Below are 23,473 nucleotides of genomic sequence, written 5' to 3'. Positions count from 1 at the left end.
GGGGGAGATCACAGCCAAATGACAAAGAAAAAAGCCAAAAGCGACCCGTGCCATCAGACGGATGTCACCGGCGTCATGCCGAAACTGCCAAAACAGTTTGACACGTTCCCCTTCTATTATGCGTCACTGCAATGCCAATGGATGTATTGGTACACCTCGGTCGAAGTTGCCCGCCAGTTTGTGAAAGGCACCGGCCTTTGCGTCGCCGAATTTCCCGATGAAGACGGCGAGAACAAGGCCGTCATCCTGCTGAACTTCCAACGCTATACAGCGCATTATGACAACTCACTGGGCTTCGTGAACGAGGTCGAGTTCAACCTACTGGCCTATCCAAAGAACCGGGTGCCGGGCGTGCCGAAGATGTCGCTGACAGAGTATCTTCACGGCCGCGATCAGACGAAAACCATCGGCCATTTGCGTGTCCATGTGGCCGCAGACAACGCCATGGCCGTCAAGGCCGGGCGGCAAGCGTTCGGAGAGCCCAAGTTTCTGGGCCAGTTCAACTACAAGGTTCCTTCGCTGAATGCCAAGATGAAGGGGCACCCTCCGATCTCACCTAAGAAATGGTGGATCCAACTGGTCAATCCCGACGATCCACAAACCATCGTCTACGATTTGACTGCGGATCTGGGCAAACTCAAGGGCGATCACTGGACCCTGACCAACTGCACACCAATCCCCGAATTCGCCACTGGGCTTGGGCGCACCGTTTGGACTCGCTGGACCATCTCGGGCCTTTTTGAAACCGCGATGCTGACCACGAAAGAGGGCAAACGCATCGCAAAAAGCTTCAAGCTGAAATTGGGCAACAACGATTTCCCGATGACCCGCGACATGCGCAAGCTGTTCACCGATATGACGCCGGTGGCCGTGCAGGTCTTTGAAAGCCCGCCTGCCTGCTTCGAGCCTCGTGGCTTCTATGTGGACGCAATTGATGGGGATCGCCATGAAGACGCATGATGACACCCCCGAGTTTCAAGCCTTTCTGACCGTCAGCGCCGCGCTGACCGGCTATAGCCGCGCCGAGCTGCAGGGCACCGGATGCGCAGGCGAATATTGGCATCAGTTCAGGCAAGTGTTGCCCGTCGAGATCCTTAAGGAGTTCCTGTCTCATTCCAACAAGCTGGGCAAGCAGGACGACGACCGGATCATGCGTCAGACCTATCTGTCGGACAAATGCCTCGGCCCACTGTCTCGCACGCTGATCCAGCTGTGGTACACCGGCCAATGGGTGCCGCTTTCGCAGGAATGGCGCGAAAGCTACGGCGCGTCGCGGTTTGATGTGGTCAAGATCATCTCGACCCGGTCCTACAAGGAAGGGCTGGTCTGGGACGCCATCGGCGCGCACCCCCAAGGGGCCAAGCAACAGGGCTTTGGGGCATGGGGCTTTGAACCTCCAAGACAGCGGGGGGCAGGCAAATGAGTGCAATTGCAGATGACGACCGGACCTATGATGTGGTCATCGTGGGCGCTGGCTTTGCCGGGGGCATTCTTGCCAAAGAGCTGGTCTCGGCCGGTCATTCGGTTCTGATCCTCGAAGCCGGAGAAGACCATGGCAAGACGTGGGAGACGTATCGCTCATACCTTGATCAGTACTATCTGTCGCTGGCCAAGACACCGAACTCTCCCTATCCGAACCTACCAACCCTGCCGTCGCCTTCGGTGCTAGACATCACCGCGGTACGGGGCACCGAGCCCGATACAAACGGGTATTTCGTGCAACGCGGCCCCCTGCCCTTTGGCAGCAACTACCTGATGGCCTTTGGCGGAACCTCGCTACATTGGCTGGGCACAAGCCTGCGTATGATGCCAGCGGATTTCGAGATGCAAAGCCGTTTCGGCAAGGGCGTTGACTGGCCCTTTGGCTATCAGGACCTGCGCGCAGACTATGAGCGCGCCGAGTGGGAGATCGGTGTCTCGGCCGATGCCGACGAACAGACGCCAAAGGCACTGGGTATTCGCACGTCAGGGCGGCACGACAATGTCGGGTATTTCGACAAGGAATACGACTACCCGATGCATTCGATCCCGTCGTCCTATGTGGATGGCTTCTTTGCCAAAGCAGACGGGATGCCCATCGAAATCGGTGAAGACGCCACCAGCACGGTACACCTGAAAGTCTCGCGCACGCCGCAGGGTCGGAACTCGACCCCGCGCAAGCCAAGAACTGCCAAGGGCATTCAGGTTGGCGACAAGCGCCGGCAGCAATTCCGTCCGCGCGGCGCGACCGGGCCATTCGCCTATATGGGTCAGCGGTGCGAGGGGAACTCAAGCTGCATTCCGATCTGCCCGATCCAGGCCAAATACAACGCGATGAAAACGCTCGAAGATGCCAAGAACAAAGCCAAGCATCAGATGGAGACGATCACGCAGGCCATCGCCTCGAAGGTCGAACTGGCCGAAAGCGGGCGTGTATCTGGCATCGTGTACAAGAAATACCCGTTCCCCGGTGTGCCTCAGTACGAACTACGCCGGGCCAGAGGTAAGCAATATGTGCTGGCTGGCGGTGCGGTGGAAAACGTCACTCTGGCGCTAGCCTCGGGAATTTGCACCAGCAGTGACGAGCTGGGCCGCAACCTGATGGACCACCCCTACATGATGACTTGGGGCGCCGCGCCCGAGCCGGTTGGACCGTTTCGCGGCCCGGGATCGACCTCGAGCTATGCCAATTTCCGGGACGGAAACTTTAGGAACAAGAATGCAGCTTTCCGGTTGGAGATCGGTAATTGGGGATGGAACTTTGCCGCTGGCTCTCCGAACTCCGACGTGGCGCGACTGGTCGAGCAAGACAACCTCTATGGCACCGCCCTGCGCGACAAGCTCTATCACGATGTCCAGCGGCAGGTCCGAATTGGCACTATGGTTGAGCAACTGCCCAGAGCTACTAACCGCGTGACCATCGACCCAGCCTACCGCACGCCAATGGGCGAATACCGCCCGGTGATCAGCTATGATCTGGACGATTATTCCCGCGCCGGGCTGGCCGCCGCCAATGACACCTGCGCGCAGATTTTCCAGCGGCTGGGTATCAAGAACCATACCTCCTACAGCCCATCGGATGCGGGGTATTTAACTTATGATGGAAAGGGTTACACCTTCTTCGGTGCAGGCCATCTGGTCGGTACGCACAGGATTGGAACCGACAGGCACAACTCGGTCACCAATGACGAGATGCGCGCATGGGACCACGACAATCTGTGGCTGGTGGGCGCGGGCTCGATGCCGACGATTGCCACGTCCAACCCAACACTGACGATGTCTGCCATGGCCTTCAGGGCCGCCAGAGCCATCCAGAAGGCCGTTCGGAAAAGGGGTGCGAAATGAGTTCGAAAAAGAAACTGGACGCCGCGCGTAAAAATCTCTGCAAACATCTGCAAGACGCCTTGATGCTAGAGCTTTCGACAATACCGCCCTACGCGACGGCCTGCTATTCGATCCTCGAGCAAGGGCAATACGACCGGTCCGAGCCGACCATCGTCAACGCCGAACCGATCGAGGTGATCCGTCAGGTCATGGTCGAAGAGATGTTGCATATGGTTCTTGCGGCGAATGTGATGAACGCGATCGGGGGCACGCCTCAGCTGAACAATCCCAACTTGCTGCCGAAATACCCGACAGAGCTTTTGAACGGGGCCGGGCCAGAGGTGCGTCTGCGCAAATTCTCGCCCAAACAGGTCAAAAGCTTTCGCAAGATCGAAACCGCGCCGAAAGACCTCCGTAAGGCATTGAGGGGGCACTATTCCACCATCGGCGGGTTCTACGCCTATGTCAGGAAGCTGCTGGAAGAAGCGTGTAAGGAGTTCGGGGACAAAGAGATCTTCATCGGCGACCCCGCGCGTCAGATCTCCAATGACGACTATTTCGGCGCGGGCGGTGAAGTTGTCGAGATCACCGGCACCCCCGCGCAACGTCGCAAGGCGGCTTTTGATGCCATCCAAAAGATCATGGAAGAGGGCGAAGGCGCAGATCTGGGTGGCAAAGCTGGCGACGGAGACACCATTCCGGGGCCAGCTGGCCATGAGGACGTTGCACATTTCTTCAAGTTCAACGAAATCCTACATAGCCGCTACTATCGCCCCGAAGATCTTGTGACCGACCCTCCGACTGGCGGTGACCTTATCGTCGATTGGAGCGCAGTCTCTCCGATGAAAGACGACCCAAGCGAGGAGAACTACAAGTCCGCCCCCGAAATCGCCGCGATCTCGGCCGAATTCAACGCCGCGTGGTCCGGTTTGCTGGACGGTCTGCACATCGCCTTCAACGAAGATAAATCCGCTTTGCGCGACCTTGTTCCAACGATGTATTCGATCAAGTCGCTGGCGCAAAAACTGATGCGCATCCCATTGCCGGACGGATCGGGCGAGACAGCCGGGCCGACATGGACCTACCTTGCGCCGAAAAAGCGGGGCTGACCTGTAGCCTAAAAACCGGCGAGACCCGTTTATGCGCCTCAGTCGAAACAGGTGTCTTCCGCTGTGTCCAACAAAGATTGTGCGGAGAATTTCAGTTTGATAACGTCATGATCGCGCTGGGGAGGGCGCGGCATCTCAATGTTGGACTATTCGCACAATGCGTGGCTCGTGGCGGCCTCGTTGGCCGTGGCGCTGATGGCCGGCTTTACCGGTCTGTACCTGACGCATGGCGCGTCGAAACTGGACAATCAACGGCGCAAATTCATCGTCGCCCTCGCAGCCGTGATACTGGGTGGCGGTATCTGGTCCATGCATTTCGTTGCCATGCTGGGCCTGCAACTGCCGATCCTGTTTTATTACGACGCGCTGGTGACGCTGATCTCGGCGCTGGTTGCCATCCTTATGGTGGGGCTGGCGCTGCTGCTTTTGCATTTCCGTCCCAGAACACCGCCGTCCATCGTTGGCGCGGGGGTGATCGTGGGGCTTGGGATCGTTGTCATGCACTATGTCGGCATGGCCGGGATGCAGCTGTGCCGACCCGTCTACAGCCTGTTCGATATCGTTTTGTCGACCGCGGCCTCGGTTGTTCTGTCGGTTCTGGCGATCTGGGTGGCCTATGACAGCCGAACCCATCGGAACATCCTACTGGGCACGGCCTGTTTCGGCATCGCGGTGTTTTCCATGCACTTCGTCGCGACCGGTCTCACGGATTTCGTCGCAACCGAGACTGCCGGGGCCGCCGGGCCTGCGCTGGACAACCAGATTCTGGCGATGGGCGTCACGGTTGCAGTCTTCCTGATCTGTGGGGCCTTCCTTCTGACCGGGATCACTTTCATTGAACCCAAGCCAGAACCGGCCGCAGTACCGGAACCTGCACCGCAGCCCGATCCCACCCCGACCCTTCGCGCCGGAGTGCCGTTTGAACGCGAAGGTCAGACCTTCTTTGCCGAACCCGCCCAAATTGCCGCCATCCGGGCCGAGGGGCATTACACTATCCTCTATATCGATTCCGAGAAACTGTTCTGCCCCTGGTCCATCACCGAGGCCGAGACACGCTTGCAACCCGATGGCTTCCTCCGCGCCCACCGAAGTTATCTGGTGAACCCCAAACATGTCTCAAGCTTCGAGAGGCACAAAGACAACGGGACATGCTATTTCGACTCTGTCGAGGCCCTCAGCAAGGTACCTGTCAGCCGATCTCGACTTTCAGACATCCGCGACGCTTTGGGCCTGTGATCGCAACTCGTGCAGCTCATTCGCATTTCGTGAAACAAGCTGCGCGCCCCGTTCCCTGCGGCTGGAACCGCTGAGCGCGTCCGTCTTTCCTGACTGAAGGTACCCCAAGGTATACCACTTGGACCCAGGGAGGAAAAACATGATACCAGCCGGTTTTGAGTATCACCGGCCAGGCGACATCGCCTCGGTCATCGGCATTTTGCAAGAACATGGAGACGAGGCGCGCGTGATCGCGGGCGGGCATAGCCTGATCCCGATGATGAAGCTGCGCATGGCCGAGATGGGCCACCTGATCGATCTCCAGGCCATCGATGAACTAAAAGGCATCGAGGTCGGGTCCGATACCGTGACCCTTGGCGCCATGGTGACGCAGCACGAGTTGATCACCCATGACGGTCTCGCCACTGCCATTCCGCTGATCCGCGAAGCGGCGTTGCAGATCGCCGACCCTCAGGTCCGCTATATGGGCACCGTCGGTGGCAATGTCGCCAACGGCGACCCTGGCAATGACATGCCCGGTCTCATGCAGTGCCTGAACGCGACCTTTGAACTGTCCGGCCCCGATGGGTCACGCAGTGTCGCCGCGCGTGAGTTTTATGAGGCCGCCTATTTCACCGCACGCGAGGATGAGGAAATCCTGACCCGGATTTCGATCCCTGTGCCGGGGGCCGGTGTTGGTCAGGCGTATGAGAAGCAAAAGCGCAAGATCGGGGATTATGCGACCGCCGCCGCCGCCGTAGTGGTCGGCAACGGCACGGCCTCGGTTGCAATGACCAACCTAGCGGACACCCCGATCTGGTCCGAAAGCGCCAGCGCTGCATTGGCCAATGGCGATGCGGACGGCTGTGTTGCCGCTATGCTGGATGCCATTGAACCCGTGGCCGACAATCGCGGACCCGTCGAATTCAAGAAACATGTGGCGGGCGTGATGCTGCGCCGCGCCATCGACCGTGCGCAAAGCCGCGCGGGTTGAGGGGAGGAAACCATGTCGAAAATGCACGTCAAACTCACCGTGAACGGCAAAGAGGTCGAAGGTCTGGCCGAACCGCGCACGCTGTTGATCCACTTCCTGCGGGAAGATCTGAAAATCACCGGCCCTCATATCGGCTGCGAGACCAGCCATTGCGGGGCCTGCACCGTGGATATCGATGGCAAATCCGTCAAATCCTGCACCACCTTCGTGGCGCAGGTGAACGGTGCCGATATCACCACCGTCGAAGGGCTCACCAACGACGATGGCAGCCTTGGCGTATTGCAGGAGATGTTCCGCGAACATCACGGGTTGCAATGCGGCTTCTGCACGCCGGGTATGATTACTCGCGCGCACCGCTTGCTGCAGGAAAACCCGAACCCGTCTGAGGAGGATATTCGCTTTGGCATGGCTGGGAACCTGTGCCGCTGCACTGGCTACCAGAACATCGTCAAGGCGATCTCGGCCTCAGCTGACATGCTGAACGCTCAGAAGGAGGCTGCGGAATGAACGATCAAACTCTGACCCCCGAAGAACGCGCCGCCAATCTCAAAGGGATGGGCAGCTCGCGCAAACGCGTCGAGGATGTGCGTTTTACCCAAGGCAAGGGCAATTATGTCGACGACATCAAGCTTGACGGGATGCTATTCGGCGACTTCGTGCGCTCCCCCTACGCACATGCCCGTGTTGTCAGCGTCAACAAAGAGGCCGCCTTGGCGATGCCCGGCGTGATCGCTGTTCTGACAGCCGAGGATCTGGCCCCGCTGGGCCTGCATTGGATGCCGACCTTGGCCGGTGACAAGCAGATGGTTCTGGCTGATGGCAAGGTGTTGTTCCAGGGCCAGGAAGTGGCTTTTGTCGTCGCCGAAGACCGCTATATCGCCGCTGATGCCGTCGAACTGATCGATGTCGAATACGAAGAACTACCCGTTCTGACCGATCCGTTCGAGGCGTTGAAATCCGATGTGGTCCTGCGCGAAGACCTTGAAGGCCAGACCGAAGGTGCGCATGGCCCTCGCAAGCATCACAACCACATCTTCACTTGGGAACAAGGCGACAAGGATGCGACCGAGGCCATTCTAACCGAAGCTGACGTGGTCGCCGAGGAGATGGTGTACTATCACCGTACACATCCCTGCCCGCTCGAGACCTGCGGGTCCGTGGCCAGCATGGACAAGGTGACCGGCAAGCTGACGCTATACGGTACGTTCCAGGCTCCGCACGCGATCCGGACAGTTGTCTCACTGATCTCCGGTATCGCCGAGCACAATATCCGCGTCATCAGCCCCGATATCGGTGGCGGTTTTGGCAATAAGGTTGGAGCCTATGCGGGCTATGTCTGCTCGGTCGTGGCCTCGATTGTCACCGGTAAGCCGGTGAAATGGGTCGAGGATCGGATGGAGAACCTGATGTCTACCGCCTTTGCCCGCGACTACTGGATGCAGGGCAAGATCGCGGCCACCAAGGACGGCAAGATCACCGGCCTTTGGTGCCATACAACCGCGGATCACGGTGGCTTTGATGCGTGCGCCGACCCGACCAAGTTCCCGGCGGGGTTCATGAATATCTGTACCGGGTCCTATGATATCCCCACCGCTTATCTGGCTGTCGATGGGGTTTACACCAATAAGGCTCCGGGCGGGGTGGCTTATCGCTGTTCCTTCCGCGTGACTGAGGCGGCCTATTTCATCGAACGCATGATCGAGGTTCTGGCCATCAAATTGAACATGGACGCGGCCGAGCTGCGCCGGATAAACTTCATCAAGGCCGATCAGTTCCCGTACCAGTCGGCTCTGGGCTGGGTGTATGACTCGGGCGATTACCATACCGCTTGGGACAAGGCATTGAAGGCTGTCGACTACGAAGGTCTGCGCGCCGAACAGGCGCAGCGGGTCGAAGACTTTAAAGCTGGCAAAACCCGCAAACTGCTGGGCATTGGTCTGACGCATTTCACCGAAATCGTTGGCGCGGGACCGGTCAAAAACTGCGATATCCTCGGCTTAGGGATGTTTGATAGCTGCGAAATCCGCATCCACCCAACTGGTTCGGCCATCGCAAGGCTGGGGACGATCTCTCAGGGCCAGGGTCACGCTACGACCTTTGCACAGATCATCGCCAGTGAGATCGGCCTACCCGCTGATGACATCACGCTGGAGGAAGGCGACACCGACACCGCTCCGTATGGTCTCGGGACCTATGGGTCTCGGTCCACGCCGGTCGCAGGGGCTGCAACGGCCATGGCCGCGCGCAAAATCCGCGCCAAGGCGCAGATGATTGCCGCATATCTGCTTGAGGTCCACGACGACGATGTCGAATGGGATGTGGATCGGTTCTCGGTCAAAGGCGCGCCCGAGCGGTTCAAGACCATGAAGGAAATCGCCTTTGCCGCCTATAATCAGGCAATCCCGGGACTGGAACCCGGTCTGGAGGCGGTCAGCTACTATGACCCACCAAACATGACCTATCCTTTCGGGGCCTATATCTGCGTCATGGAGATCGACGTGGATACCGGTGAATGGGACGTGCGAAAGTTCTATGCGCTGGATGATTGCGGCACCCGGATCAACCCGATGATCATCGACGGGCAGGTCCATGGTGGCGTGACCGAGGCCTTGGCCATCGCAATGGGGCAGGAGATTGCCTATGATGAGATGGGCAATGTGAAGACCGGCACGCTGATGGACTTCTTCCTACCGACCGCATGGGAGACGCCGAACTATATCACCGACTACACGGTGACGCCTTCTCCGCACCATCCGATTGGCGCGAAAGGTGTGGGCGAAAGCCCGAACGTGGGCGGCGTGCCCTGCTTCTCGAACGCTGTGCATGATGCGTTCCGGCCCTTTGGGTTGGTGCAAAGCCACATGCCGCATGACCACTGGCGGATCTGGAAGATTGCCAACGGGTTGGGGATGCATGGGTGATTGGGTTCGGACCGGCGTTGCCGGTCGGATCAGGCAAGGGGGCTCTGCCCCCTTGGACCCCCGAGATATTTTTAGCCAGATGAAGAATGGATCCTGGTTTTGACCTTGAAAGATGTACAAAACGGGTTGGCCGCGCAGGGTTATGTTGCTGATGAGCGATTGGCGATGGCGTTGCATCTGGCGCAGGCTTTGGGGCGGCCCTTGCTGCTGGAAGGTCCGGCAGGCGTTGGAAAGACCGAAGTCGCGAAGGCTCTGGCTGCCCAACACGACGCGCGTTTGATCCGCTTGCAGTGTTATGAGGGGCTGGATGCCAGCCACGCCATTTATGAGTGGAACTATCAGCGCCAATTGCTGGCCATCCGCGCAAGCGAAGCCCAAGGCGGCACAAGCGAAGCGCAGTTGTTCTCGGATGACTACCTCCTGAAACGACCCCTTTTGGAGGCAATCAGTGAAGACGACCCTCCGGTTCTCTTGATTGATGAGATTGACCGTGCAGACGAGGAGTTCGAGGCCTATCTGCTTGAGATATTGTCTGATTTTCAAATCACGATTCCGGAGCTTGGGACAGTCAAGGCGCGCTCCCGCCCGATTGTGATCCTGACGGCCAATGGCACGCGGGACCTTTCCGACGCATTGCGGCGGCGGTGTTTGTACAGCTATCTCGGCTATCCTTCGCGTGAGACAGAGATGGCCATTCTGAAGGCGCGTATGCCCTCTGTTGAAGGGTTGTTGGCACGTCAGATCGTCGGGGTTGTTCAGGCCATGCGCAAGGAAGACCTCGAGAAAACGCCGGGCATTGCCGAAATGCTGGACTGGGCCGCCGCCCTGTCTGGGCTAGGTGTGAACGACATGGCCCAGTCTCGGGGCGAAGTGCAGGCGACACTGGTGTGTCTGCTGAAAACGACCGCCGACTATGATGCCGCTCCGCCTGAGGTTCTGGATCGCTTGATCGGGAAGGTTGCGTGATGCAGGTCACCCGGTTCCCTTCCCGCGCGGCAGGCTTGGCGGACCGCATGAGCGGCTTCATGGCCCATCTTAGGATGAACGGATTGCGCGTGGGTCCCGCCGAAACCTGTGACGCGCTGGCCGCCTTGGCGGCGGTCGAAGCAACCGATGCGACACAGGCCAGGCAGGCCTTGTGCGTGTTGCTGACAGGCAGCGCCGAGGATTGGCGACGCTTTGATGAGCTGTTCGACGCCTACTGGTTCAATGTCGGCAAGCAGCGCAGTGGGACAGCGCAGACCGCACATGTACGGGTGCAGTCCGCAAAACCGAAGATCTGGCAGCAGCAAACACAAGACGAACAGGATCCGAAAACGGATACAGATCAGGCAGCCGCCACTCCTGATCCGGGCGACGGGGAGGCCGAAGGGATGGATGGGAAGCTGATCGCGACCCGAACGGCCAACCTGTTGCGCCGGGATCTGCGCGAATTGATGGATGACGAGTCGCTGAGACAGGCTGAACGCGCCGCAACCCAGCTGGCCCGGGCGATCCGCGACCGCCGCTCGCGCCGCCATAAACAGGCACAGCGTGGTCGGACGCTGGACATGCGGCGGATACAACGGGCCAGCCTGGCGCGGGGTGGAGAGCCGATAGACCTCTATCGCCGTGCGCGACCGCCGCGACCGATGCGGATCGTTGCGCTATGCGATGTCAGTGGGTCGATGACCGTTTATTCCCGCGTTTTCCTGGCGTTTCTCAAGGGCCTGATCGGCAGCGGAACCGAAGCCGACGCCTATCTGTTCCACACCCGTCTGATGCGCGTGACGGACGCGCTGCGCGATCACGACTCAATCCGCGCTGCGGGACGGCTTTCACTGATGGCTGAGGGGTTTGGCGGCGGGACCGATATCTCTGGCAGTCTCGAAAGCTTTCTGGACGGCTACGGCGCGCGGGCGCTGAACGGACGGACGATCGTGCTAATCTTGTCGGATGGGTATTGCAGCACGGCTCCGCAGGCCTTGGGGCAGGTTCTTGAACGGATCCAACGCAAAGCGCGCGGGGTCGTCTGGCTGAACCCTCTGAAAGGTTGGCAGAATTACCAACCCGTTGCCGCTGCCATGCAGGCCGCAGAACCCCATCTGGACGCCCATCTGCCCGCCAATACGCTTGAGGCGCTAGCGGCGCTGGAACCCGAATTCAGAAAACTGTGAAAGGATACACCGATGGCAGGTTTCGACATTTTCGACACGATTGAAGAGCTGCGGCGTACCGGCGATGCCTTTTGCGTGGCGACAGTTCTGCGCACCGCCGATGCGACCTCGGCCAAGGCCGGAGGCAAGGCGGCCATCACCCGCGACGGTACGGTTCTAGGCCATCTGGGGGGTGCCTGCGTACAACGGGCCGTACGCGCCGCAGCACAAGAGGCGCTGGTGTCGGGTGAGCCAAAAATGATCCGCGTCAAACCCTCGGACAAGGTTGTGTCAATGGCCGACCCGGACGGTGTTCAGACCTACAAAAGCGGGTGCCCATCCGGAGGGACAGTGGACATGCTGATCGAACCCTATCAACACGCTCCGCGCTTGATCATATTCGGAGACTCTCCGATCGCGCAGGCGTTGGCGTCCCATGCGGCACTGGCTGGGTTGCGCGTGTGTTTGCCTGAGGGTGCTGAAAACACGGTGAAATACACCCCCTTTGATCCCAAAGACCTGAACGCATTGGGCGTTGAAGCGCGTGATTTTGTTGTGGTGGCGTCGCAAGGCAAAGGCGACGGAGCGGCATTGAAAGCCGCGCTGCAATCACCCGCGCGCCGCGTTTCTATGGTTGCGAGTCGCCGCAAGGCCGAGGTGCTGTGTGCCAAACTGGATTCACAAGGGCTGAGCACAGAGCAGACCAAGCGCCTGAAATCGCCCGCTGGGTTGGATATCCACGCCATCGACCCGCATGAAATCGCACTTTCGATTTTGGCTGAAATCATCATGTGGCGAAATTCTGATAAAGCCCAGGAGACATCCCATGATGAGAAAATGGCTTAGCTGGCTGCACGCTTTCAAGGCGGCGCAGCCCGAGTTGACCGCGGAGGAGGCAACCGAAAAAGCCCTCCTTGTCTTTCCGAAATGTTGTTGAAAAAGGACCCCCCAGATGGAACTCACTGACGAAATCCGCATCGCTGCCCCCAAGGATGCCGTTTACCGTGCGCTCAACGATCCCGATGTGCTGCGCGAATGCATTCCGGGCTGCGAAGAGTTGATCCAGCATTCGCCCGAACATCTAGAGGCCAAAGTCGTCCTGAAAATCGGCCCGGTCAAGGCCCGCTTCAACGGCGAAGTGACGCTGGATAACTCCCAGGCGCCAGATGCGTTTTCACTGTCCGGCGAAGGCAAAGGCGGCGCGGCTGGTTTTGCCAAAGGCGGCGCAGATGTATCCCTGACCGCCGACGGGGATGAGACGGTTCTGTCGTACACCGCCAAGGTCACGATCGGCGGTAAGATCGCACAATTAGGCAGCCGCCTGATTGCAGGGACGGCTAAAAAGCTATCCGGCAAGTTCTTCGACAAGTTCGGAGAAGTTGTTGCAGAACAATTCGTGCAATAAGCGCCGCGCCTAACGCGCATCCAACGGGTGTGGCAGGGTCTGCCACACCGCATTTTGTTTCCCTCAGCCCTGAGCCTCATCCTGCATGTAGGCGATGACATTGGTGATGTCGGCCTCTTTCTTCAGGCCGGGGAACTGCATTTTGTTGCCGGGTAGAAACCCTTTTGGATCGGCCAGAAACGCCGCCAGATTCTCGGGCGTCCAGACGAGATCGCCGCTGGCAAGCGGGTCGGAATATTTGAACCCGTCCACCTGCGCCGCAGATGCACCCACCACATTGAACAGCGAGGGCCCTACGCCATTGCGGCCTTCTTTCAGCTGATGGCAGGCCTTGCATTTGCGAAAGACCTTCTTACCCGCTTTCAGATCCCCCTCTACCGCGGCGATTGCAACCGGGGCGGCGGGCGCGGTTTCGGCCTTGTTGTCGTCCATGGTAAACACAAGCCGCGCGGTGATCGGTACGGTCCGTGTGATGCCGGGCAGGTCGGCTAGTTCCATCAACTTGTCGACGCCTGCATCCACGCCTGCATCCTCGGTGCTGAGAAAAACCATATCATTGGTAGAAACCATCACCGACGTCTCGGTCAGTCGCACCACGAACATCTCAGCGTCGAACTCGATCTCGGTCCCGACCAGAGACAACGCGGCCTCGACATCGATGATCGATGATGCGCCCACGGCAAGTCCCGAGACCTCATCCATGTCGAATTTAGCGGTCAAAGCAGCGGTGCCCGCCTTGCGGAACACGTATTCGATCATCCGTTCGTTGCGAATGTCGATGTTGGTTTCTACTGAGGACAGATCAATCTCGATCTCGGCCTTGCCATCAGGGCTGACATAACCGCTCAGCCCGGTGAAGGAATTGACCTCACCCACTGTGTCTTTCTTGATCGTGCCATAGGCCAGATGAGAGGCCTCCGAGGACAGAGTCCAACTTTCCGACAGAGCCGGGGTTGCAACAATTGCAGACGCAATCGTGACTGCTTTCAACAGAAGTTTCATTTCATTTCTCCTCAGGTTATGTAATTTCTGACCCCGCGGGCCCGGTCCGTGAAAGACAAACACACACAGGTCGCGATTTATTCGATGAGTGGTGAAATCAGCTCGGAACAGGCCGTGCGCGGCGCGATCCAGACGCATTCGAAACGCGTGTGGCGCTTCGGGCTTGCCCTGTCGGGCGCCTCGGATGTGGCCGACGACCTTTTGCAATCCACATGCCTGCGCGCGCTGGAGCGTCACCATCAGGTGACATCCCATGACAGGCTGGACAGCTGGCTGATGACGATCTGCCGTTCGATCTGGCTGAATGAGGTGCGCGCGCGATCCGTTCGCAAGGCGCAGGCCTTGTCTATGACCCCAGAAACCGAATTAATTGCAACAGGACCGGATTCAGAAACGAATATTTTCGCGGCTGAAGTGTTTACTCAAGTGATGCACCTGCCAGAAGCACAGCGCGAGACCGTGATGCTTGTCTTCGTGGAAGGGTATAGCTATCGCGAGGCAGCAGCCTTGCTTGAGGTGCCGATTGGAACAATCATGAGCCGGCTTTCTACGGCTCGGCAGAAACTGAAAACCGTGATGCAGCACGAGGCTGCGGACGCCGTTCGACGGGGTGGCAAATGACGTTTTCCGATGAAACGCTGATGGCGTATCTGAATGGAAATCTGGACGAGACCGACGCGCAAGAGATCGAGAGCGCGGTCGAAGCCGATCCAGAACTAGAACAGCGCCTGATGGCGCTTGATCCGTTTGGACCCGTTGTGCATTCGGTCTTCAAGGATGTTCCGCAGGATGCGCCTCAGATCACCTTGCCGGACCGCGCGACGTCTCAACCCGCGTCTCAACCTTTTCGATTGCTGGCCGTTGCGGCCTCGGTCGCGATTGTGGCGGTCTCGGCGACGTTGTGGGCGACACGACCCGCGCCGCTAGGTTGGACGCAGCAGGCGGCGATCTACCAATCGCTCTATGTACCTGAAACAATTGCCACTCTGGACACCGCTCCCGAGGCGCTTGAGGCCCAGTTTGCTCAGGCCGAAGCCACGCTAGGCCGATCACTGAATCGCGAAGCCCTGAGCGCCTTGCCGGGTGCAGAGCTGAAACGCGCTCAGGTTCTGTCTTTCAAGGGAAAGCCACTGGTTCAGGTCGTCTTTGCGGATGATCAGGGGCGGCCCTTTGCCTTTTGCGTGATCCGTCAAGGGCCAGGGGCATCGGACAAGGATGTGAACCTTGCCGTTCTCAGCGGTCTGGCAACGGCCACTTGGGCGCAAGATGGCTATGGCTACATGATAATCGGTGCCGATGGGCAGAGCGATCTGAGTGATCGCCTGACTGCATTTTCCGAGGCAATTTCCAGCTAAAATGCACCTGGGCCTTGGTCAATCGCAGAGGCCGAAGACGACCACTCCAGTTCAAACTTTCGAGACGACTCCGGCTAGATCGAATTGTGAACGCTTAATGCAGGCGGTCTGACGCCATGGGCGTGTCCTCGAGAACCAGCTTTCCGTTCTTCAGATGCCGCTCGACGAATTTCTTCTGCAAACGACCGGCTGGCACGGGATATGCCGTTTCCGGGGCGTAGCCCTGACGTTTCACTTCCGGGAAAAGGGTGAAGATTTCTTCTCGGGCTTCTTCCGATATCGCCTTGATTGCTTCGGGGCCTGTGAACAAGCTCTCCGAGGGAGCACCATCGGCGAAAATGACCTCGTGTTGATCGAAGAGAAGGTGGAAATAGACGACCTCGGTTATGTCTTCATCCACGTAGATCCCAGGTAACGCGGCCAGCTTTAATGCCGACACAAGGACATCGGGACTGCCGAACATACGCTCGGACACTTTGGAAGACACCAACATGCGGTGTTGTCTGGACACCAGCAGGTCTTTTGCCGGAAGCCCCTGCCCAAGCGCGCCGGCAGAGATACGGACAGGTCGTAGTTTTTCCGCAGCTACACCTTGGGCCGCAAAGTCCACTGTCTTGGAACCAACCCACCGCAACCGCTGCGGGCCATTTCCCTTGGTCAGAACGACATCCCCCACAGACAAATCTTCAACAGCGGTTGGGCCGTTCGGCGTTTCAATCATGGTTCCCGCGCACAAACACAGAATATCGCCGGAGATATCACCAAAGCCGATTGCACCGGTATTGGCACCCGAAGACAGACCCCCTTCAAAGATGACCTCAATCCGGGACACCGGGCCTGCAATGGAAACGGTCAGCGAATCTGGCGCGCCCGGTCCTTCGACACCCGGAGACACATTCCCGTTGGCTTCGACCGTGTTGCCGGTCTGGACGTGAAATGGGCTGAGGTTGGAGAAAACAACCGGGACCGGATTGTCGTTCACATCAAACGCCAGAACCGTCACTCTATCGTCGAAAGAGAATTCGTTGCTGTCCAGATCCAGAATTTCGAACGTCACGTTTTTAACAGCGGTTGAAAACGTCACCTCTGATGTAGCAGGGCCGGGGATGCCCGAAACAAACAGGTTTCCACCAAGAAACCCATTGAAGAATACCCCTGGATCAGAGGCCACGGTTAGCGTCGACGAGTTCGAACCGTCTGTCAGCACGGTCGAACTGTTCGCACTGCCCAGAGTTGACCAATCAAATAGGAATGGCACTACTGCTTCTCCCAAACCGCTTAAACTGCATAGAATAACGATATTCTATCTCGTGCGTACTAATGCATCCTTAAATTGACAACCCTAGTATCTTTTTCCTGTAGTGTGATCAATTACAGCGTACCCCAATCAACCAGGACCGAAAATGGCCGTCGTTACCATGCCTGCGCAAACAGCCCAGCGGCTGAAGGACGAAATTCTCAAGCTATCGCAATCCGTTGAGGTCAAATTGTTTCTTGCCAAAGACGTCGTTCAACTGATCGGTTTCACCGAAGAAGAGATCGCAGGTTTTGGCGGAGAAACCGGCGATGCTGTCGTTTTGGCAGTGCGGGACCTTGAGGCTCTAAAGCAAGCTATTCCACAATCTGCCAGCGGACGCTTGAATTATATCCCGATCGTAAACGAAAAAGCCAAGGCCAAGCTGGATCCGTTTTATCAGGCCTAGACCGCACTCGGCGTGTTTGTGGCAAAGGGTGAGGCACACGCCCCACCCCCTTAGTATCACGCGTCGATGATGTTGTGGCCGGGACCGTAGGGGAAGCCAGTGATGTTCTCGGCCCCGTCTTCTTCGACCACTAGAATATCATGCTCACGGTAGCCTCCGGCTCCGGGCTGGCCTTCGGGGATCCACAGCATCGGTTCGATGGACACGACCATGCCGGGTTCCAGAACCGTGTCGATATCCTCGCGCAGTTCCAAACCCGCCTCGCGACCATAGTAGTGACTGAGCACACCGAAGGAGTGGCCATAGCCGAAGGAACGGTATTGCAGCAGACCCTCATCTTCAAAGAAGCGGTTAATCTCAGCGGTGATGCCCGAACAGGTCGCGCCGGGTTTAATCAGGCTCAGGCCAAGCTCGTGCGCGGCGACGTTAGCCTTCCAGATGCGCAGGCTGTCGGCGTCGGGTTCGCCCAGAAATAGGGTACGCTCCAGTGCCGTGTAGTAACCCGAAATCATCGGGAAGGTGTTCAGCGACAGGATATCGCCCTTTTGCAGCGCCCGTTTGGTGACCGGGTTATGCGCGCCATCGGTATTAAGGCCGGATTGGAACCAGACCCAAGTGTCACGGTATTCCGCGTCGGGATACGCGCGGGCGATCTCCGCCTCCATCGCGTCGCGGCCTGCCATGGCGATCTCGATCTCGGTTGCGCCTTCGCGGATGGCGGCGTGGATGGCCGCTCCGCCCACATCAGCGGTTCGGGCACCACCTTTGATCAACTCGATCTCTTCGGCGGATTTCACCATACGGACCGCCATGGTGTCGGGCGCGATGTCAACCAGTTCAGGCAGGCCCAGCATCGCCAAAGCCGTATCGCGCGCGGCGAGTGTCATGTGATCGCTCTCGATCCCGATCCGTTTCGCGCCACCAATCAGGCTGGCCACCGCGCGCCAATAATTGTCGCGCTTCCAATCGGTATAGATCACATTGTCTTCGACGGAGCGGCGCCACGGCTGGCCCGCGTCGATATTGGCCGAAACCGTGGTGCAGGCGTCCTGCGTGACTACGCAGCCATAGGGCCGGCCAAAGGCGCAGTACAGAAAGCCCGAGTAATAGGCGATGTTCTGCATCGACGTCAGCAGCACCACGGGGATATCCCGCGCGGCCATGATAGCGCGCAGTTTGTCCAGGCGGCGGTCGTATTCACCTTTGCTGAACGGCAGGGGGGCTTTGTCGCCATTGTGGCAGGTGAAGAATTCGGGGCGATTTGTCATGTTCAGGTCTCTCATCTTTGCCGGGTGGCAAACCCGGCCACTTGTCCCGGCGTTCAGGACAGGCGGTCTCGGGGTCCGAGAGCCGATCATCCCAGTGCGCCCGCGACGCCATCGCGGCTGGGATGAACGGTTAAATCGTTAGATCAGGCGCGCGCTTGCGTCAAGCGGGGGAAAGCCCCCGCAGACGCTCGGACCGGCGGCGTAGCAATTCGACCGTTGTCAACAGCGCGATCGAGATCACGACAAGGATCGTCGCCACCGCCAGAATGGTCGGGCTGATCTGTTCGCGTAGACCAGTGAACATCTGCCATGGCAGGGTCTTTTGGCTGGCCGAGCCGACAAACAGCACCACGACCACTTCATCAAACGAGGTGATGAAGGCAAACAAACCACCTGAGATCACGCCCGGCAGGATCAGCGGCATCTGGATCTTGAAGAAGGTCCGCACCGGCCCTGCGCCCATATTCGCCGCCGCCCGTGTCAGCGAGCGGTCAAAGCCGACCAGCGTGGCGGTCACGGTGATGATGACGAACGGGATGCCCAGAACGGCATGCGCGAGGATGACCTTCACATAGCCAACGAAGTTCTTGTTCATACCCAGCGTGCCTTCCATGAAGCGGCCGATATCGCTGTAGAAAAAGAACATGCCAGTGGCCGAGATGATCAGTGGCACGATCATGGGTGAGATCAGGATACCCATGATGGCGCGGCGACCGGGAACATGGCTCTGGCTCAGGCCGATGGCCGCCAGGGTGCCCAGCGAGACAGAGATCACCGTCGCAATTGGCGCGATGATCAGCGAGTTCTTGAAGCTGCGCTGCCATTCATTGTTGGTGAAGAAGTCGCGGTAATGCTTCAGCGAATACCCCTCGGGGTCCAGTCGCAACATCTCGGGCGTGAAGGTAAAGAAGTCCTGCGCGTTGAACGATAGTGGCAGAACCACAAGGATGGGCGTGATCAGGAAGACGAAGATTGCACCGCAGATCACTCGGAACAGGTAGTGATAGAACACCTGCTTCGCAGTCAGATACGGCAGTAATTTACGGCGATAACGGCCCTCATATAGCCAGTAGATGAACCATGCGAAGAACCAGCCGCCCAGCAGGCCCAGAACGCCGCCCATGGGACCCGAAATCAGAAACCCGGCGATGCCGAAGCCCAAAATGGTGATCCAGCGGGCCAGATTCTCATTCTTTAGAACAGCGATGTAGATCCAAGCCAGTGCCGCGATCAGGGCGGCTCCGCCAATGATGCCCAGAAGGATCGAACCATTACCTGCGCCAACGAAGACACCGGCGAAGGCCCCTGCCAACGCAACGCTCGGCAGCACCATGGACATTGGTTTGCGGGAAATCGGAGTAAGTGCGGCCATGTCGATTATCCAAGCTTCACGTTATCAATGCCGACGATCTTGTCGTAACACCAGTAGAGCAACAGCACGACGGCCAGCAGGATCGTGCCCAGCGCCGCCGCCAGCCCCCAGTTCAGCGAGGACGAGATGTGGTAGGCGATCCGGTTCGAGATGAAGACGCCCTTGGTGCCGCCCACGATCTCGGGCGTGATGTAGTAGCCGATGGCCAGAATGAACACGAGGATCGACCCCGCGCCGATGCCCGGAATGGATTGCGGAAAATAGATGCGCCAGAAGGTCGTCCAATTCGTCGCGCCCATGGATTTCGCGGCGCGGGTGTAGGATTCGGGGATCGTCTGCATCACCGAATACATCGGCAGGATCATGAAGGGCAGCAGGATATGCGTCATCGCGATGATCGTACCGATCTGGTTGTTGATGATGACAAGTCGGGCGTCATCGGCCACCAACCCAAGCCAGACTAGCGTTTCGTTGATCACACCCTGTTGTTGCAGCATGACCTTCCACGCCGAGGTTCGCACCAATAGCGAGGTCCAGAAAGGTAACAAAACGAGTATCATCAGTAAGTTTGACACCCGCATTGGAAGCGTCGCCAAAAGGTAACTGACAGGATAGGCCAACAAGATACAGGACGCGGTGATCACCAGTGACATGAACAAAGTACGCCCGAATAGCTTGATCAGGATCTGCTTGTCCTCGGGCTGCGCCTGCGCGCCTTCGGGCGTGCGGCGCATATCGACCGCGTTCAGAAAGTAGCCATTCGTCACGGCGGGCGAGTGAGTCTTGATCACCGCCCAAGTCTGCGGTTCGCCCCAGCCCTCGTGGATTTCGATCACCTGATCCTTGAACGGCCCATCTGTTTCGGGATCCAGCTTGCCCATTTTACGACCCGAGCGGCGGAACATCGAGGACATGCCTGTCTCTTCATAGTTCAGACGCGAGCCCAGTCGGGTATGTGTCTTGTTGTCGACAGCCACGACCATGTCCCGGACAAAGGCATCATAGACGGCCTCGTCAGGCAGTTCGCCACTGTTTTCGTCCCAGCTTTGTAATGCTTCGACCGTCAGGGGCAGGGTTTGCTGCACAATGCTGTTTTCCACCGACCGGAAAAGCATCGATGCAATCGGCACGATGAACGAGAACAGCACGAACAATAGCAGAGGGGCCACCAGCATCAGCGCCCGCAGCTTTTGTCGCCTCAACGAACGTGCCAGCGATTGCTTGAGCGGCGTTCCGTCCGCTGCCAGCATAGGTCCGGCGTTTTGGCTTGCGTCAGTCATCAGTGCCCCTTGGGTTTTCTTTGGTCCGGGGGCGGCGCACCGCCCCCGACTTTGTCATGAAATCAGACGCTTACTGCGCCAACCACGCCTGGAACTTGGCGTCGATGTCGTCGCGGTAGTCAGCCCAGAACTCGTAGTTATACAAGAACGTGTTCTTGGCGTTGTTGGGATCGGTCGGCATATGCGGTGCCATGTCGATACCCAGATCAGCATGCTGACCTACCAGCGGAGCCGAAGAGGCACGGGCCGGACCGTACGAGATGTACTTGGCCTGATCCGCAAGACGCTGAGTGTCGGTCGCGAACATGATGTAGTCCAGTGCGCGTGCCTGACGCTCTTCGCTCAAACCGGCCGGGATGATCCAACCGTCCAGATCGAACACCTGCGCATCCCACAGCATAGCAACGGGCTGGTTCTGCTCTTCGATCACGCTGAACAGACGACCGTTATAGGTCGAGCCCATGATGACCTCACCATCAGCCAGCAGCTGGGGGGTGTCAGCACCTGCCGACCACCAGACAACACTGTCCTTGATGGTGTCGAGCTTGGCCAGAGCCTGGTCCTGACCCTCTGCAGTCGCCAGCACGTCATACACGTCGTCCTTGGCAACGCCGTCACAGATCAGAGCCCATTCCATGTTGTTGATCGGACGCTTTTCCAGCGAGCGCTTGCCCGGGTAGTTTTCCAGATCAAACACGGCGCAGACGTCTGTCGGCGGTGTGTCACCGACCAGGTCGGTGCGGTAGCCGAATGTGGTCGAGTAAACGATCTGCGGGATAAAGCAGTCACTGACCAGCAGGTCACCGAAGTCTTCGGATGCGGGCGTGCCATCAGGTGCCGGGGCGAGCATGGTATCGGGATCGATTTCCATCGCCAGACCTTCGTCGCAAAGACGGATCGCGTCCGCCGCAACAACGTCAACCACGTCCCAAGTGATGTTCCCGGCTTCATTCATCGCGCGCAGCTTGGCAACCGCTTCGGCCGAGCTGTCATCGTTCAGGATGGTGACGCCAGTCTTTTCCGAATAGGGCTCGTGATAGGCCTTGAGCTGCGATTTGGAATAGGCCCCACCCCATGAGACGATGGTCATCTCTTCGGCGGAAACGCCACCGGCCGCTGTTGCCAGAGCCGCTGCAGTCAGCAGTGTCTTTGTTGGTTTCATGTAAAACTCCCAGTATTTCCCGTTTGTTGTATGGTCAGCCGACGCACGGGTTTTCGCCAGCCGGTCCCTCAGTGTAACCGCGCTTGTGCCGCGCGGCTTGGTCTATGCGTCAAGCGCACGACAATCCTTGGCCAGCCAACCGATATCGATCTCTTGACCGGGTTGCAGGCGAATAGCATCGGGGGCATTCCGTGTCTTGACGATGAACTCGTCATTGCCCGCTACAGACATGCGGAAGCGGAACACGTCGCCCATATAGATGAATTCCTTGACCGTCGCCTTCAGCGTATGCGCGTCGGCATGCAGACGATCCTTGTTGAATTCCACACGCTCCGGCCGGATCGAAACCTTGGTCCGTTCGCCCGGATTGTGCACATTGATCGGCACCGCATCAATTTCTGATCCGTCATCCAGCTGCACCACACAGCCGTCGCCGTCGATGGATTTGACCACACCTTCCAGCGTGTTGTTCTCGCCGATGAACTGCGCGACGAAGCTATTGTCGGGCTCTTCGTAAAGTTGATCCGGCGGGGCCAGCTGCTGAATGCGGCCATCGTCGAACACCGCGACCCGGTCTGACATCGTCAGCGCCTCGGTCTGGTCGTGGGTCACGTAAACCGTGGTGATGCCCAGCTCATGCGCCAGTCGGGTGATTTCGAACTGCATGTGCTCGCGCAGCTGTTTGTCCAGCGCGCCCAGCGGCTCGTCCATCAAAACCAGTTCCGGCTCGAACACCAGGGCCCGTGCCAGAGCGATCCGTTGTTGCTGACCACCGGAAAGCTGCGCCGGACGGCGCCCGCCAAAGGCACCCATCTGCACCATGTCCAAAGCGCGTTTGACCTTTTCGTCGCGCTCGGACTTGCCCAACTTGCGAACTTCCAGAGGAAACGAAAGGTTTTCGGCCACCGTCATGTGCGGGAACAGAGCGTAATTCTGAAACACCATGCCAATCCCACGTTTGTGCGGCGGGATATTGTTGATGGGCTTTCCATCCAGCAGGATTTCACCATGGGTAGCGGTTTCAAACCCGGCGAGCATCATAAGGCAAGTTGTCTTGCCTGAACCTGACGGCCCGAGCATTGTCAGAAACTCGCCCTTCGGCATTGCAAGGTTGAGATCTTTAACGACGAGATTCTCGCCATCATAAGACTTCTGAACGCGTTGAAATTCGACAAACGCGGCGTCGTTCGTTGTACCGGTCACAAGACCCCCTGTTTCGTCAAATGATTACCCGAGGCTTTCGGATTTC

At 58.4% G+C, this 23,473-nt stretch carries 22 protein-coding genes; 15 read left to right on the top strand and 7 right to left on the bottom strand.

All coding sequences use genetic code 11. The annotated features are described in order from the left end of the window. Positions 1 to 18: 18 nt before the first annotated feature. The 12 genes from ACR0C3_RS20640 to ACR0C3_RS20585 all read left to right on the top strand — a co-directional run bounded on the left by ACR0C3_RS20640 (position 19) and on the right by ACR0C3_RS20585 (position 13,082). Positions 19 to 960 carry a hypothetical protein gene (locus ACR0C3_RS20640; protein ID WP_480760285.1) on the top strand — a complete coding sequence of 314 codons (942 nt, stop codon included), beginning with the start codon at positions 19 to 21 and terminating at the stop codon, positions 958 to 960. Further along, a complete protein-coding gene (locus ACR0C3_RS20635) occupies positions 947 to 1,423 on the top strand; it encodes a hypothetical protein (RefSeq protein ID WP_480760284.1) in 477 nt (158 codons plus the stop codon). Before ACR0C3_RS20640 ends, ACR0C3_RS20635 begins: the two co-directional genes overlap by 14 nt. Then, positions 1,420 to 3,324 (top strand): GMC family oxidoreductase, encoded by a 1,905-nt coding sequence (locus ACR0C3_RS20630; RefSeq protein ID WP_480760283.1) that lies wholly within the window; start codon positions 1,420 to 1,422, stop codon positions 3,322 to 3,324. Before ACR0C3_RS20635 ends, ACR0C3_RS20630 begins: the two co-directional genes overlap by 4 nt. Beyond that, positions 3,321 to 4,412, top strand: a complete 1,092-nt coding sequence (locus tag ACR0C3_RS20625) for a ferritin-like domain-containing protein (protein ID WP_170680199.1) — start codon at positions 3,321 to 3,323, stop codon at positions 4,410 to 4,412. The genes ACR0C3_RS20630 and ACR0C3_RS20625 overlap by 4 nt, the downstream gene beginning before the upstream one ends. A gap of 138 nt (positions 4,413 to 4,550) precedes the next feature. Further along, the gene (locus ACR0C3_RS20620; protein WP_480760280.1) at positions 4,551 to 5,648 is read left to right on the top strand and encodes an MHYT domain-containing protein; all 1,098 of its coding nucleotides are present in this window, start codon (positions 4,551 to 4,553) and stop codon (positions 5,646 to 5,648) included. A 139-nt stretch (positions 5,649 to 5,787) separates the two neighbouring features. Further along, a complete protein-coding gene (locus tag ACR0C3_RS20615; protein WP_480760279.1) occupies positions 5,788 to 6,621 on the top strand; it encodes an FAD binding domain-containing protein in 834 nt (277 codons plus the stop codon). A 12-nt stretch (positions 6,622 to 6,633) separates the two neighbouring features. Continuing rightward, positions 6,634 to 7,128, top strand: a complete 495-nt coding sequence (locus tag ACR0C3_RS20610) for a (2Fe-2S)-binding protein (protein ID WP_170380391.1) — start codon at positions 6,634 to 6,636, stop codon at positions 7,126 to 7,128. Continuing rightward, positions 7,125 to 9,542, top strand: coding sequence for an aerobic carbon-monoxide dehydrogenase large subunit (locus ACR0C3_RS20605; protein ID WP_480760278.1), 2,418 nt, complete (start codon positions 7,125 to 7,127; stop codon positions 9,540 to 9,542). The genes ACR0C3_RS20610 and ACR0C3_RS20605 overlap by 4 nt, the downstream gene beginning before the upstream one ends. Before the next feature lie 99 nt (positions 9,543 to 9,641). Next, positions 9,642 to 10,508, top strand: coding sequence for an AAA family ATPase (locus ACR0C3_RS20600; RefSeq protein WP_480760276.1), 867 nt, complete (start codon positions 9,642 to 9,644; stop codon positions 10,506 to 10,508). After that, entirely contained in the window at positions 10,508 to 11,698 is a 1,191-nt protein-coding gene (locus ACR0C3_RS20595; RefSeq protein WP_480760275.1) for a vWA domain-containing protein, read from the top strand. Before ACR0C3_RS20600 ends, ACR0C3_RS20595 begins: the two co-directional genes overlap by 1 nt. Before the next feature lie 12 nt (positions 11,699 to 11,710). Continuing rightward, entirely contained in the window at positions 11,711 to 12,523 is an 813-nt protein-coding gene (locus ACR0C3_RS20590) for an XdhC family protein (RefSeq protein ID WP_475220151.1), read from the top strand. Between the two features lie 106 nt (positions 12,524 to 12,629). Next, positions 12,630 to 13,082, top strand: a complete 453-nt coding sequence (locus ACR0C3_RS20585; protein WP_170556048.1) for an SRPBCC family protein — start codon at positions 12,630 to 12,632, stop codon at positions 13,080 to 13,082. Between the two features lie 63 nt (positions 13,083 to 13,145). Here the strand turns inward: ACR0C3_RS20585 and ACR0C3_RS20580 are convergent, their stop codons facing one another. Next, positions 13,146 to 14,084: a c-type cytochrome gene (locus ACR0C3_RS20580; RefSeq protein ID WP_480760273.1), complete on the bottom strand. Its 939-nt coding sequence runs from the start codon at positions 14,082 to 14,084 to the stop codon at positions 13,146 to 13,148. Positions 14,085 to 14,168: 84 nt separating this feature from the next. Here ACR0C3_RS20580 and ACR0C3_RS20575 point away from each other — a divergent pair, with 84 nt between their 5' ends. Beyond that, complete coding sequence (locus tag ACR0C3_RS20575) at positions 14,169 to 14,705, top strand: RNA polymerase sigma factor (protein ID WP_480760271.1); 537 nt, start codon at positions 14,169 to 14,171, stop codon at positions 14,703 to 14,705. Beyond that, positions 14,702 to 15,439, top strand: coding sequence for an anti-sigma factor family protein (locus ACR0C3_RS20570; protein WP_480760270.1), 738 nt, complete (start codon positions 14,702 to 14,704; stop codon positions 15,437 to 15,439). The genes ACR0C3_RS20575 and ACR0C3_RS20570 overlap by 4 nt, the downstream gene beginning before the upstream one ends. 94 nt (positions 15,440 to 15,533) lie before the next feature. On the opposite strand, the gene ACR0C3_RS20565 is transcribed toward ACR0C3_RS20570, so the two are convergent. Beyond that, positions 15,534 to 16,697, bottom strand: coding sequence for a Hint domain-containing protein (locus ACR0C3_RS20565; protein ID WP_480760268.1), 1,164 nt, complete (start codon positions 16,695 to 16,697; stop codon positions 15,534 to 15,536). Positions 16,698 to 16,842: 145 nt separating this feature from the next. Between ACR0C3_RS20565 and ACR0C3_RS20560 the strand changes: the two genes are divergently transcribed. Next, a complete protein-coding gene (locus ACR0C3_RS20560) occupies positions 16,843 to 17,142 on the top strand; it encodes a hypothetical protein (protein WP_480760267.1) in 300 nt (99 codons plus the stop codon). 56 nt (positions 17,143 to 17,198) lie between these two features. Here the strand turns inward: ACR0C3_RS20560 and ACR0C3_RS20555 are convergent, their stop codons facing one another. The 5 genes from ACR0C3_RS20555 to ACR0C3_RS20535 form a co-directional block, all read right to left on the bottom strand. Then, the gene (locus tag ACR0C3_RS20555; protein ID WP_480760265.1) at positions 17,199 to 18,410 is read right to left on the bottom strand and encodes an aminopeptidase P family protein; all 1,212 of its coding nucleotides are present in this window, start codon (positions 18,408 to 18,410) and stop codon (positions 17,199 to 17,201) included. Between the two features lie 160 nt (positions 18,411 to 18,570). Further along, entirely contained in the window at positions 18,571 to 19,782 is a 1,212-nt protein-coding gene (locus ACR0C3_RS20550; protein WP_170640181.1) for an ABC transporter permease, read from the bottom strand. Between the two features lie 5 nt (positions 19,783 to 19,787). Further along, complete coding sequence (locus ACR0C3_RS20545) at positions 19,788 to 21,062, bottom strand: ABC transporter permease (protein WP_170556043.1); 1,275 nt, start codon at positions 21,060 to 21,062, stop codon at positions 19,788 to 19,790. Between the two features lie 70 nt (positions 21,063 to 21,132). Continuing rightward, the gene (locus ACR0C3_RS20540) at positions 21,133 to 22,224 is read right to left on the bottom strand and encodes an extracellular solute-binding protein (RefSeq protein WP_170380379.1); all 1,092 of its coding nucleotides are present in this window, start codon (positions 22,222 to 22,224) and stop codon (positions 21,133 to 21,135) included. Between the two features lie 102 nt (positions 22,225 to 22,326). Beyond that, positions 22,327 to 23,427 carry an ABC transporter ATP-binding protein gene (locus ACR0C3_RS20535; protein ID WP_170556042.1) on the bottom strand — a complete coding sequence of 367 codons (1,101 nt, stop codon included), beginning with the start codon at positions 23,425 to 23,427 and terminating at the stop codon, positions 22,327 to 22,329. Positions 23,428 to 23,473 lie beyond the last annotated feature (46 nt).

The sequence above is a fragment of the Ruegeria sp. CK3 genome, from assembly GCF_056536565.1.
The sequence above is the reverse complement of the archived record's forward strand: the minus strand, read 5'-3'. Positions and strand labels throughout refer to the sequence as shown.